Raw genomic sequence first — 12,331 nt, 5'->3', positions numbered from 1 at the left:
GCTCGGCTGCTGGTCAGCAGCGAGCTGGTGGTATCTCGTGAATGGAAGTTGTGTAGTTTGGTGAGAGCATGTGTTGCCGCATGCCCCAGGCCGGCCGAGCCTGCCAACCTGACGCGCCCAGTCCTGCAGTTCCTCGCCCGAACTTCTGGTTGATCCGGTCCATGGTGGCCATCAGCCGTTCGTTGCCTACCACCGTGGGTCCGAACAGATCCGCCTGCAGCTCTTCCGGCCGGGCTAGGTCGAGCAGCGCCACACCGGCCTTCTTGTACCCGATGCCCTCCCGCAGCAGGCCGCCCAGCAGCCGGCGGACGACACCCAGCACCACGGTCGTGTCAGCGGTCGACGCCGATAGGCTTACAGACCGGGTGGCGTTGTGCTGCCGCAGCTCCGGGCGGAACGTGTCGGAATGCGCGAACACCCATACCCCGGCGGTGACAAGACCGCGCGCGCGGAGCTTCTCGCAGGCCCTGATGGCGAAGGTAGCGAGCGCCTGAGCTACCGCGTCATGGTCTTCCACCCGATCCGCAAAGGACCGGCTCACCATGATCTGCTGCCGATCCGGCTCAACTTCCTCCAGTTCCATGCACGGATGTCCCTGCAGTTCACGTTGGGTGCGTGCCAACGTGACGCCGAAGGTGGTCAGGATGTCGTCCGCCGGCGCGTCGCGTAGTGCCGCGGCAGTGCTGATGCCCATGGATTCCAACCGCGGTGCCAGCCGGCGCCCTACGCCCCATAGGTCACCGACGGGGAACGTCCGCAGCACCGTGTCCCGGTAGGCCGCATTGCCGAGGTCGATCACACCGTCAGCACTCTTGGCCACCTTGTTGGCCAACTTGGCCAAGGTCTTCGTGGGGCCAATGCCGATGCAATTCGGTATGCCGGTCCACCGGTGCACACGTTGGCGTAAATCCTGGGCGAACCGCTCGCGATCCCGAATTCCGTCCAGGTCGATGAAGCTCTCATCGATGCTGTAGACCTCCACCCGCGGCGCGGCCTCCCGCAGAACGCTCACGACCCGGGCGCTCATGTCTCCATAGAGCCCGAAGTTGGCCGAGCGCATCTGCAGGCCATGCCGGCGCACCAGGTGCTTCAGTTCGTGAGCAGGCTGGCCCATTTTGATGCCCAGCGCCTTGGCCTCGGCCGAGCGCGCGATCGCGCAGCCGTCGTTGTTGCTCAGCACCACCAGCGGAACGCCGCGAAGACCCGGCTGGAACACGCGCTCGCAGCTGGCGTAGAAGTTGTTCCCGTCAACGAGCCCGAACACGGCCGCTCCGGCGTTTGATCTGGCGGACCACTCCCACGACGGCGAACACTTCCACCTCGGTGGATTGCTCCAGCACGATGGGCGGGAAGTCCGGATTGGCCGAGTGCAGCTCCATGTGGTTTTCAAACAGCTGTAGCACCTTGCAGGTGGGCTGGTTCCCGTCCCAGATGGCAATGACCAGGTCCCCCGCCTGGGGCGTGACCGACCGGTCGACCACCAGGATGTCCCCGTCGCTGACGCCGGCGCCGCTCATGGACCAGCCATCGGCGCGGTACAGGAATGTGGCGGCGGGGTTGCGCACCAGCAGGCGATGCAGGTCGATCGCATCGTCCATGAAGTCGTCGGCCGGCGAAGGGAAGCCAAGCCGCGCGCGCGCTGCGGCAAGGGGCACGAACTGCGTCGGGCCATCGATCATGGCCGGGCCGATTGGGCGGGCCAGCGTGTGGGAGTGGGGAAGGAACTGCATGGGCGTACTCTGGTAGCGGCATGTCTCACAGGTCGAGACGGGGCGCATGTTAGTACAATTACTAATTACTGGCCGTGATCGTCGCCCTCGGATTCCTGAACGCGTTCCGCACAGAGGCCCAGGCGCCGCGGCAGTCGCGAACTGCGCGACGCTCAGCAGGCATCCTGCAGCGATGGCGAACTGGCAAAAGGACCCGGCCTCATTGGAGGCCAAGGCTGCGGCCAAGCTGCAGCAGGCGTCGGACCTCGAACGAGATACCTCTGGAAGTTGGCGTTGCCGCGCGCGCCGCCGGCAGAGCGCGCAACGTCTGCGCGCTACGGCCAGCAGTCATCAACGCGCCGCAGGCCGCCTGGTAGGCCTGGATCTGCCCGAGGACCTGCCGTTCTAACGGCTCAGGCCCTTGCGCATCGGCACCACCGTCGCACCGGCGCCGGTAAGCAGTTCGTACAGGGCCTCCACCGCAGCGCGTTTCTCCGCGTCGTACTCGAAGAAGTTGTAATGCCGCTTCTGGACGCCACTCAGGCCGTGGGATTGCAGGTGGCCACGGACTTCTTCCGACAGGCCCAGCGCAGCGAGCCGAGTCTCCACCGTGCGTCGTAGATCCCCCGGCGTGAACGGCGATGTCAGCTCGCCGGCGGCCACCATGCTAGCCACCACCGGATCCATGATTCCCCGGAACTCGTCATAGGTGGCCGGCGCCTTTCCGGCGGTGAGCGAGAACAGGTGCGGCCTGGTGCCGTCGCCGCCGCCTTCACTGTCATCATCGCCGCGCAAGACGGCGAGATCCGCAGCCATCAGCGGGAGCAGCGGCACCAGGTGCACGCGAGGCACGCGGCGACGCCCCTTGATGTCGAGCAAGCGGACGGATCCGGTGCCGGTGTCCGTGTCGTGATCGTGATCTGACCACTTCAGCCGGATCAGCTGTGCAATGCGCTGCCCGCCAGTCAGCAGGTGGAAGCGCACCAGGGCGCCCTCCCTCCCAGGCATCGCCTCGATCCGGCGCCAATAGGCACGAAGCTCGGCCACCGAGAGAACCCGGTCGCGCGGCTGCCCGCTGTCGAGCGTGGCCAGGTCGCGCGCCGGGTTTCTGGATACGTTGAGCACGCGCAGAGCGTCGGGGGCTGCCGCATCCTGCTTCGCTGCGATCGCTGCTGCATACGCCGCCCGCAGATACGACCGGATCTTGCCGCCCTCGCGCAGCTTCTTGGAGCGCACCAGTCGCGACAGGATCGGAAGCAGGTCATCCAGCTCAAGCTCGGACGCCGGGCGCGCCCAGAGGGCAGGCCACGGATCCTCGATGTGGCGCTTGATGGAAGCGCGCGTCGCGGCGGCAGAGACCTTGCCAGCGTCCTCCAAGCTCTGGGCATAGGCTGTCATCAGAGCTCCCAGCGTTGCACCTGATCGGCGTGTCGATTCGGCCAGGGCCTCAGCCTTCGCGCGTTCAGCCGCCGCTGCCTCGGCCGCGATCGCGTCGCGCAAATCGCGTTCGCCGGCCTGATACCGTCGTGACAACGCCGCCGCCGCTTCGCGCGCTGCGGTCAGTGCCAGGCCGGTGCCGATCAGCAGACGGTCGCGTTGCCCGTTGGACTTCGTGTACCTGTAGTAGAACCGCAGTTGCCCGCCGGCCAGCTTGCGCACGTCCAGACAGCCCGCGCCGCGCGGCGCCGGATCTGAGGCCCATTCGCCGGCTGGCAGTGCGGCCAGTCCCTTCGCTGTAAGCATTCCCTTTGATGCGCCCATTGGTGACCGCTCGGTGACCGTTTGTCCGTGGAAAGAGGTGGACGATGATGGGCGCAGGTGGTCGCACAGCCTGAGAAAATCAACGACTTAGCATAAAGCTGGGACGCCTGTGGAAGCGCGTGGAAGCCCTATAGAGGCCTCATAATCCCTTGGTTCCAGGTTCGAATCCTGGTGGGCCCACCATCGAATCAGGCACTTGGAATTATCTGCAGTGTCTTTTCGTCGAGCCAGCGCAACCCGGTGGCATGCACAAAGCTCCGCCGCCTGAGCGAGCGTCATCAGCTTGTTAGCCTGATCCATCAGCGCTTCCCCTTCGTTGGTCACAGCGGCTCAAGCGGGCAAGAGCCTCTTCCACCCGCGCAGACCTCGGTGCAACAGATGGAGTGTTGGAGCCAACACGCCCACGCATGGCCCAGTGGCTGGCATTGTGAATAGCCCTATACAGTTCACTCTTCTCATAGAGCTGCTTGCCCATGAAGTTCCTAGGGACAAGGCCGAGATCAGGAGCGTTCTTCCGGAACTGGCCGGACGACAGCCGCAATAGTGCGCGGCCTCGTCAACAGTGAGCCACTCCTTGCCTGAAATATGAAACGAAGGACCGCCAACCGCTGGCGGAGAGCTTTGATCTCGTCCTGCAGGGAAATGTCGGGTTCAGAGGTATCCATTTAGATCTTCGCCAGCGTGTCCCGACCACCCCGCCGCAGTACGGGCCGTGCCGGAACCCAGGAGATCGGCGAACGGGATTTCAGGGACAGTCACGTCGCCTCCACCGGACGTTCGCCGGGCTGTGCGCCAGTGGCCTACGCCCCTGTGCGGCCCATGGTGCTCCACGCGCACGCTCACTCACCAGTTCCGCATCAGGTACACAGCCAAACCCAGCAGCGCGCAGCAGGCTAATACCTGGATGACACCCCGTTTGAAACGGAACAGGGCCACGACGGCGAACAGCGTGAGCAGCGCCGATGGCCAATCGAACGGGCCGACAAACCCCTGCGGCCAGAACACGTGGTAGCCAAAAAACAGGGCCAGGTTGAGGATCACGCCGACCACGGCGGCGGTGATGGCCGTCAACGGCGCGGTGAACTTCAGTTCGTTGTGCGTCGATTCCACCAGCGGGCCACCCGCGAGAATGAGCAGGAAAGAGGGCAGGAAGGTGAACCAGGTGACCACGCTGGCAGCCACCGCGCCAGCCAGGAATGCCTGACCAGTACCCACTGCATCAGCGGCATGCCCACCGACGAAGCCGACAAAGGCCACCACCATGATCAGCGGCCCCGGCGTGGTCTCGCCCAAGGCCAGGCCGTCAATCATCTGCGTGGGTGTCACCCAGCCGTAGTGGACCACCGCGCCCTGGTAGACATAGGGCAGCACCGCATAGGCGCCGCCAAAGGTCAGCAGTGCGGCCTTGGTGAAGAACCAGCCCATCTGGGTCAACGTGCCTTCCCAACCAAACAGCGCGGTCAACACGCCCATGGGCAACGCCCATAGCGCCGCGCCTGTGGCCGCCAGCACGATCAGGCGCCGCCAGCGAAAGCGCGCATGCGCCGGCGCAGGGGTATCGTCGTCGATCAGCGCAGGTCCGAACGTCTGCCGCGGGGCACGTTGGTCACCATCGGCGCCGAACATCCGTGGGGCGAATCGTCCGCCGCAATAACCGATCAGCGCAGCACCCAGTACGATCAGCGGGAAGGGCAGACCGAAGGCGAAAATGGCCAGAAACGAGGCAGCGGCGATCACCTGCAACCAAGCATTCTTCAGCACGCGCGTGCCGATGCGATAGGCGGCATGCACCACGATGGCCGTGACGGCCGGCTTGATCCCGTAGAACAACCCGGCCACCACGGGCATTTCACCGAACGTCACATAGAGCCATGACAGCCCGATCAGGATGAGCAGCGAGGGCAGCACGAACAGCATCCCGGCAACCACCCCGCCCCAGGTACGGTGCATCAGCCAGCCAATGTAAGTGGCGAGTTGCTGGGCTTCCGGCCCGGGCAACAACATGCAGTAGTTCAGTGCATGCAGGAAGCGCCGTTCGGAAATCCAGCGCCGACGCTCGACCAGCTCCTGGTGCATGATCGAAATCTGACCGGCGGGACCGCCAAAACTGATGAAGCCGAGCTTCAGCCAGAAGGCAACGGCCTCCCGGAAGCTGACCGATCGCGGTGGCTGCAGCGGATCCTGCGTGTCCTGCACTGTGTGCTTCACGTTGAGACGATTCCCTGACGAGGTTGGCCAGCCAGCCGTCAGCAATGACGGAAGTCGCGGTCAGCCGTTGATCGTCCTGGTCCAGTGCCTCCCGCATCCGGCGAGGGTACTCTCGCTGCCCTGGTCTGGCGTTACAGCTGCGTGCGCCGCCCACGCCCATCGATGCTGTAGCGCCCGGCTCCGGTGCAGGCCAGCAGCAGGAAGCCACCGGCCAGGCCCAGGTTCTTCAGGAACATGATCTGCTGGGTCTGATCGGCGAAGTTGTGGTGGAAGATGAAAGCGGTGACCAGGCTGAAGCCTGCGAGCACGACCGCCACCAGCCGGGTCTGGAAGCCGAGCAGGATGCACAGGCCGCTGCCGATTTCGAAGGCGATGGTCGGCCAGAGCAGGATGCCGGGTACTCCCATCGCCTCCATGTAGCCCTGGGTACCGCTGAGATCGCCGAGCTTGCCCAGCCCGGAGACCAGGAACAGGGCCATCAGCAGGATGCGTGCAAGCAGGTAGGCGAGCGAATGCGATGAAGTGCTCACGTCGAGGTCCTCGGAGATGGCCGACGCAGGCGATCGGAGCCCACCGGCGGTGAAGCCCGTGTCTACGCGCCGGGCAAGGCGCCTTGACAGCTGCCGCGCTGCAGTAGACCTTTCCCGCATGACGATCGATATTGAATCGCTCAGCCTTCGCGAGCTGGGTGCCCTGGTGGTTGCCGCTGAACAGCGGAAACAGCTGATTTCCAGCCGCCGTCCGGCCAGTGCGGTGCGGCGGATGCTGAAGGCCGCCGCCGCCGAAGCCGGCTACACCCTCGAAGAACTCTTCGGCGGCCAAGCCTCGGAAACACCTGCGCCCGCCCGCAAACCCGCCCGCCGTAAATCCGGCAAAGTCGCGCCCAAGTATCGCGACCCGGAATACAAGCGCCTGACCTGGACCGGTCGCGGGCGCATGCCGCGCTGGTTGGCGTCCAAGGTGTCGATGGGCCACAAGGTCACCGATTTCCTGATTCCTGGCTTGGCCAGGCCGACCGCTGGCAGGACCAGCACCATCGGCAAGCGGACCGTCATCAAGAAGGGATGAGGCTGCAGCACTGCTACCCTGCCCGGGTCTTTCAACCAAGGAACACGGGATGGCACACGCGAGTGGCATGACGATCACGCCGAAAGTCCTGCACGCCGCCGCAGGCGCGGCCGTGCTGGTCAGCCTGTTGGCCTGGGCGGTGGAATGGAGCGGGATGGCCTATGTCTGCCCGTACTGCCGCGTGCAGCGCACGGTCATCGGCGTGCTCGGCCTGCTGACGCTGTTCGCGCGCCCGGGGAGCCTCATCGTGCCCTGGTTGTCGTACACAGCGGGTGGCTTCGCCTTCGTGGTCGCAGCGATGCAGCACTTCAACGGTTGGAAACGCATTTCCGCAGGCGACTTCAGTTTCAATGAGCAGTGGTACATCGACCCTTGGCTGTTGTCGGGCTGCGCGATGCTGATCCTGGTGGCGCAGCTGATGCTGGTGCAGGCCGCCTGCCGGCGCAGCTTGCGCTGAGTGTTTCCACGCATGGCGTGGAACTACCCGTTCTGGAATACCGCCAGCTGCGCGGCGAAGGCGCGCTGGTAGGCGGGCCGCTGCGTCGCGCGGGCCACATAGGCGGCCACCGTCGGATACTCGTCGAGCAGCCCGCTGCTCTTCAGGCGCAGCAGCACCGAGACCATCATAAGGTCGCCCACGCTGAACTCGCCGTCCAGCCACAGCGCCTTGGCCAGCCATGTCGACAGTTGCGCCAGTCGCGCCCGAACCCGCTCATCCAGCATCGGCAGCCGTTGCGCGTACCACGGCTGCTCGCGCTCCAGCACCCAGGCCATGGAGCGCTCAACGATGGGTGGTTCCACCGTGTTCAGCGCAGCGAACACCCACATGAGCGCGCGCATGCGGGCGTCCGGATCGCGCGGCAGCAGGCCGGGGTGCTGTTCGGCCAGGTGCAAGACGATGGCGCCGGATTCGAACAGGGTCCGGTCGCCCTCCTGCCAGGTGGGAATCTGCCCGAACGGATTCCGTGCCAGGTGCGCGGGCTGCTTCATTTCGGTGAAGGTGAGCAGTTGTACGTCATAGGCTACGGCCAGTTCCTCCAGTGCCCAGCGCACGCGCATGTCACGGGCCAGGCCCTGGCCGCGGTCGGGGGAGGTGGCGAAGGCGGTGAGGATGGGAGGCATGGGGGCAGTCCGCGGTCAAGGATGGCTTTGATGCTCTGACGAGCGAGTGCGCCGTAAATCGACATGCGGGCGGTGCCCTGCACGTTGCCTGCACGTGTTCTGCACGCACGCACTGTCCTGGATACATCAGTCTGCCGGGGTCATCCGCAGAGACAGGTAACAGGCATGAATACCCCCGGAAAACCGAAGCCCAGTTGGCGCCAGAGAAACGTGCTGATGGGAGCACTCGTTGCGGTCCTGGTGATCGTGCTGATCATCCTCTTTGTTCCTTGGTGACCCTGCCCAGGATCGCTCGATGTGATCCACGCGCCACCGCCGCGTGAAAAAGTCAGTGCGGGTTGGGTGAAATGATGTACGTATCAATCGTTGCTCACCTGCGAACCACACGAGTGTGTCCAGAGTGGATCCACAGGCAGCGCGGTCGAGGCTGCTTTTCTCCCCCGAAACGACGATACAGGAGCAACGCCATGAGCACCCAGTCCACCATCGAACATCGTCTCAACGACCTGATCGAGATCGCCCGTGACGGCAAGTCGTTCTATGAAGAAGCGGCGACCAAGGTGAAGGATGCCGAGCTGTCGGCCCTGTTCACCCGCATCGCCGGCGTCAAGGGCCGCATCGTCGCGGCGCTGAGTGGTTCGGTGGCTGCCAGCGGCGGCAAGCCGGCCGAGCATGGCACCGTGGTGGGTTCGATGCAGCAGTTCTACGGGAAGGTGCGTGCAGCCTTCGGTGACACCAACTATGGCTATGTGGCCGAGCTGGAAGAATCGGAGGACCGCCTGCTGGGCGCGTTCAAGGACGTGCTGAAGGACAACGAGCTGCCGCCGGCGGTACGCCAGGAAGTCACCCAGCTGTTGCCGGAAGTGCAGGAGTGCCACAACGTGATGCGCGCGCGCAAGCATGCGATGAAGGCGGCCTGACGATCAGCGGCGTCCCACTCCCCAGGGTCGCCGCGGCCGGGGCGGCACCGCTGCCCCGGCCACCCTTGCCGGTGTGCTGCTAGAAGGGGGCGGCCATCAGGCCGCCCCGATGCTTCAAGCGCACATTTTCGGAATCAGAACCGCACCGACCAGCGCACATTCGCACTGTGGTCGCGGCTTTCACTGCCGTACTGGCCGCTGTAGCCCAGTTCCAGCTGCTGGCGCTCGGTCAGCCAGGCCGACAGACCCAGTTCGGCCACCACCGCGTTGTCGGCGATCGGCGCGCCGTTGACCGCAAACGTCGTGCTTCCGTTGGCGAAGGCCAGGTTGGCGACCTGGCTGCGATCACCGGAAGCGCGGCGATAGCCGACGCCACCGCGCAGGTGCAGCCAGCTCTCCTGCTGGAACGAAGCCTTCAGTCCCTTGTCGAAGCGCAGGCCGGCAGTGGCGATCGTGGTTCCGGTATCGTCCACCTTGCCCTGCAGTGCCGCTGCTCCGCCGCGTTCGTTGACGCGCTTGAGGTCCACTTCCACGCGTGCGACCTGCAGGTAGGGCTCCAGCCCGGCTTCCGGGCCACCGAAGCGGTAGCCGGCTTCGATGAAGGCCTGGCGGGTACGGGCGTCGTAGCGCGCGCTCAGGCTGTCGCTGAAGCCTGCGAAGGCGACATCACGCGTGCTCTTCACCTCGTGCCTGCTCCACGCCACACCACCGCGCAGGCCGAAACCGCCCCAGTTGTGGCTGGCGTAGGCACCGAAGTGCGTGTTGTCGATCTTCGACTTGGCGCGACGCTCCTGCTGCTTCACGTCGGTGCGGCCCGTACCGGCCAGCACGCCGACCTGCCAGCCGGAGAACTCGCGGTCGATGCCGACCAGCAGGCCGTTGCTGTTGGCTTCGGTGCGGGCAGTGTTGACGTCACCGTCCAGCTTGCTATTGCCACCGATGGCCTGCACCCATGCACCCGTCGCGTCACCCACGTCGCTACCGGGCGCGGCGGCGCCGACACGGCGTGACAACGCGGCATCGCGCACGTAGCGGCTGCCCTCGACCAGGGCGATGGCCGTGGCCGGATGCAGCTCGCCGCTGAGGCCATCGAGCACGCCTCCAACCTGCTGCGGGAACAGCTGGGTCAGTGGTTTGGGCAGGCCCTGGGCGATCGGCAGCAGGTCGGCGGCGGCTGCCACGGCACGCTGGTTGGGCGTGTTGGCAGCCGTGGTCAGTGAAGCGCCACGGGCGACGTCGATGCGCGTGCCGTTGGTGCCGTAGGCCAGGCTGAACTGCAGGAACGGGGAGAACGCGCTGAAGTCGGTCTTGGCGAACTGGCCGTTGATGCCTCCGTCGGCACGCAGGAAGTTGAACTGCTCGCCGAGGTAGTACACACCCGGCTCCGGCAGCGCGACCAGCGTGCCGCCAAGGGTGGCGGTGCCGGTCACGTGCAACTGGTCACTGCGGCCACCCGGGGCCAGCTCGGCGGCATAGACGCCGGTGGCACCCTGCACGTAGTTGCCGTTGATGGTCAGCGTGCCGATCGAGTTGCCCGGCGCGATGATGCCGTCCACGCGGGTATGGCCGAGCGTGCCGACGCCCTTCAGCAGGCCGTTGGCGCCGACCGTGGTGGTGCCGCCGGTCTGCGTGCCGTTGAAGGACACCACGCCGCCGTTGATCACCAGGTTGCTGTTGTTCAACACGCCGCTGGCGCTGACCGTGCTCACGCCACCGGTAGTGGTCAGTGCGGTGGAGACCAGGCTGCCGTTGAGCAGCAACTGGCCGCCCTGTACTTCGACCGCCGAGGCAAGCGTGTTGGCGCCGTTCAATTCCAGCGTACCGTCCTGCAGTACCGCGCCGTTGAAGCTGTTGTTGCCGCTCAGGCGCAGCCAGCCGATACCGGATTTGGTCAGCTTGCCAGGGCCACCGATGTCGTTGGTCCAGTTGTCCCAGGCATCGCCTTCCCAGACTTTCAGGCCGCCGGCCTTCTGGTTCATCACCACGTTGGTGTCCACGCGCAGCGAGCCGTAGCCCTCGATGGCCTTCTTCAGGTCCACCATGCCCCAGCCGTAGATCGGATCGATGCCTGCTGCACCCAGGTCGCGTGCGGTGGTCAGCAGCACGTCGCGCACCTGCGCGTTGTCCAGATAGGGGAAGCGCTCCATCAGCAGGCCGAGCGCGCCGGTGATGTGCGGCGCCGCCATCGACGTGCCGGTCTTGGTGCCATAGACGTACTGGGTGTTCTCGCTGTCGATGATCAGCCGCACATAGGCGGAGGTGTTCTCGACGCGGCCCTGGATATCGCCGGACACGATGGTGCTGACGATGTCGGTGCCGGGTGCCGAGATGCACCAGTTGGCGGCAACGCCGCAGATGCTGGAACTGCCATCGATCACATAGTCGGTTTCGCCCGCAGCGGCGTTGGGTCGGCGGACGTTGGCCACGGCCAGCCAGTACGGTTCCAGTTCGGGCTTCCAGCGCGGCATGGCGGCCGTGATTCCGGCGACGGCGCCGCTGCCGTTGCCAGCCGACCACACCTGGATGAGGGTGGAGCCCGGGGTATCGCCATTGCTGGCGTAGATGCTGCCGTACACGCCGTAGTCGGCACCGATGTTGGCGTACTGCTGGTCCAGCGCGGCGGCGGTCATGTTGCGCGTGGAGATGCCCCAGCTGTGGTTGATGGCACGCACGCCCTGCGCCTGGATCTGTGCATACATATCCAGCGTGGCGGCGTCATCCGGATCGGTGCGGTACACCGCGCGCGGGCGATAGTAGTTGTCCGGATCCAGGCGCCACTCATAGTAGGTGTCGCCGAACACGCGGGCGGCGGTGAGATCCGCACCAAAGGCCACGCCATGCATGCCGGTGCCATTGCGGTTGGCGCCGATGGTGCCAAGCACATGCGTTCCGTGGTCGGCGTAGCTGAAGCCATAGGGCTGGCCGGCCGCGATCAGGCGTGCCGCGAGTGCGGCCGGAACGCCGGCACCGAGGCCGTAGTAGTTGTAGCCGGGCTGTTCGCCGCGGGTCTGCCCGCAGGCACCGGTCCCCGCGACCACACCCGGCGTCGCGCAGTCGGCACCGATGGTGATGCTGGAGGTATTGCGTCCTGCAAACTCCGGATGCGCCAGCGCGGAGCCCGAATCGAACAGCGCCAGGCGTACGCCCTTGCCGGTCAGGCCGCGTGCATAGGCGTAGTCCGCGCCCATCGCAGCCAGGCCCCAATCGGCGTTGAATTCATCGCTGCGCCAGCTGGCCGGATCGCCCGGGTTGCCAAGAACGGCGGTGCTGCTGGCGGCAGGTGCAGCGGCCGTCGCTGCGGGTGCAGCGTTGGCAGCAGGCTGCGCCCATGCAGCCTGCATCTGGCGCTGCTGCTGCCAGGCCTCGAGTGATTCGCTGGCCATGGCTGGCAGTGTGGTGGCCAGCAGCAGCGAGCTGGCGACGGCAAGCGCCAGCGGGCGGTGCGACAGGGAGCGGGACGAACGGCCGTACAGCGGGTGATTCATCGGACAACTTCCTTGGTTGACGGACAACAAGGCCGTTAACGGCAAGGCAAGGCGACAT

11 protein-coding genes are annotated in these 12,331 nt (G+C 65.7%); 4 read left to right on the top strand and 7 right to left on the bottom strand.

Translation table 11 applies throughout. The features are described from left to right. Positions 1-13: 13 nt before the first annotated feature. Positions 14-1,264, bottom strand: coding sequence for a Y-family DNA polymerase (locus AC2A1N_RS04100; protein WP_484371547.1), 1,251 nt, complete (start codon positions 1,262-1,264; stop codon positions 14-16). Continuing rightward, on the bottom strand, positions 1,248-1,730 hold the full coding sequence (locus AC2A1N_RS04095; protein WP_484371545.1) for a LexA family protein: 483 nt from the start codon (positions 1,728-1,730) through the stop codon (positions 1,248-1,250). The genes AC2A1N_RS04100 and AC2A1N_RS04095 overlap by 17 nt, the downstream gene beginning before the upstream one ends. A gap of 172 nt (positions 1,731-1,902) precedes the next feature. Here AC2A1N_RS04095 and AC2A1N_RS04090 point away from each other — a divergent pair, with 172 nt between their 5' ends. Next, positions 1,903-2,118, top strand: a complete 216-nt coding sequence (locus tag AC2A1N_RS04090) for a hypothetical protein (protein WP_143569536.1) — start codon at positions 1,903-1,905, stop codon at positions 2,116-2,118. Here AC2A1N_RS04090 and AC2A1N_RS04085 read toward each other — a convergent pair. The 3 genes from AC2A1N_RS04085 to AC2A1N_RS04075 form a co-directional block, all read right to left on the bottom strand. Next, on the bottom strand, positions 2,115-3,368 hold the full coding sequence (locus AC2A1N_RS04085; protein ID WP_484371543.1) for a hypothetical protein: 1,254 nt from the start codon (positions 3,366-3,368) through the stop codon (positions 2,115-2,117). The two genes, AC2A1N_RS04090 and AC2A1N_RS04085, sit on opposite strands and share 4 nt — an antisense overlap. A gap of 945 nt (positions 3,369-4,313) precedes the next feature. Beyond that, positions 4,314-5,678: a chromate efflux transporter gene (gene chrA, locus AC2A1N_RS04080; RefSeq protein ID WP_180871088.1), complete on the bottom strand. Its 1,365-nt coding sequence runs from the start codon at positions 5,676-5,678 to the stop codon at positions 4,314-4,316. 131 nt (positions 5,679-5,809) lie between these two features. Next, positions 5,810-6,208 (bottom strand): DoxX family protein, encoded by a 399-nt coding sequence (locus tag AC2A1N_RS04075; RefSeq protein WP_061478119.1) that lies wholly within the window; start codon positions 6,206-6,208, stop codon positions 5,810-5,812. 118 nt (positions 6,209-6,326) lie between these two features. Here AC2A1N_RS04075 and AC2A1N_RS04070 point away from each other — a divergent pair, with 118 nt between their 5' ends. Beyond that, positions 6,327-6,746 (top strand): H-NS histone family protein, encoded by a 420-nt coding sequence (locus tag AC2A1N_RS04070; RefSeq protein WP_061478118.1) that lies wholly within the window; start codon positions 6,327-6,329, stop codon positions 6,744-6,746. Between the two features lie 49 nt (positions 6,747-6,795). Further along, positions 6,796-7,203 carry a hypothetical protein gene (locus AC2A1N_RS04065; RefSeq protein WP_061478117.1) on the top strand — a complete coding sequence of 136 codons (408 nt, stop codon included), beginning with the start codon at positions 6,796-6,798 and terminating at the stop codon, positions 7,201-7,203. Between the two features lie 23 nt (positions 7,204-7,226). Here the strand turns inward: AC2A1N_RS04065 and AC2A1N_RS04060 are convergent, their stop codons facing one another. Next, a complete protein-coding gene (locus AC2A1N_RS04060) occupies positions 7,227-7,868 on the bottom strand; it encodes a glutathione S-transferase family protein (protein ID WP_061478116.1) in 642 nt (213 codons plus the stop codon). Positions 7,869-8,335: 467 nt separating this feature from the next. Between AC2A1N_RS04060 and AC2A1N_RS04055 the strand changes: the two genes are divergently transcribed. Continuing rightward, the gene (locus AC2A1N_RS04055) at positions 8,336-8,788 is read left to right on the top strand and encodes a PA2169 family four-helix-bundle protein (protein ID WP_005419568.1); all 453 of its coding nucleotides are present in this window, start codon (positions 8,336-8,338) and stop codon (positions 8,786-8,788) included. A gap of 134 nt (positions 8,789-8,922) precedes the next feature. Here AC2A1N_RS04055 and AC2A1N_RS04050 read toward each other — a convergent pair whose 3' ends face one another. Then, positions 8,923-12,273, bottom strand: coding sequence for an autotransporter domain-containing protein (locus AC2A1N_RS04050; RefSeq protein ID WP_242889989.1), 3,351 nt, complete (start codon positions 12,271-12,273; stop codon positions 8,923-8,925). Positions 12,274-12,331 lie beyond the last annotated feature (58 nt).

This window comes from Stenotrophomonas maltophilia group sp. SKK55 (assembly GCF_057179845.1).
This window is presented reverse-complemented; position numbering and strand designations above follow the sequence as displayed.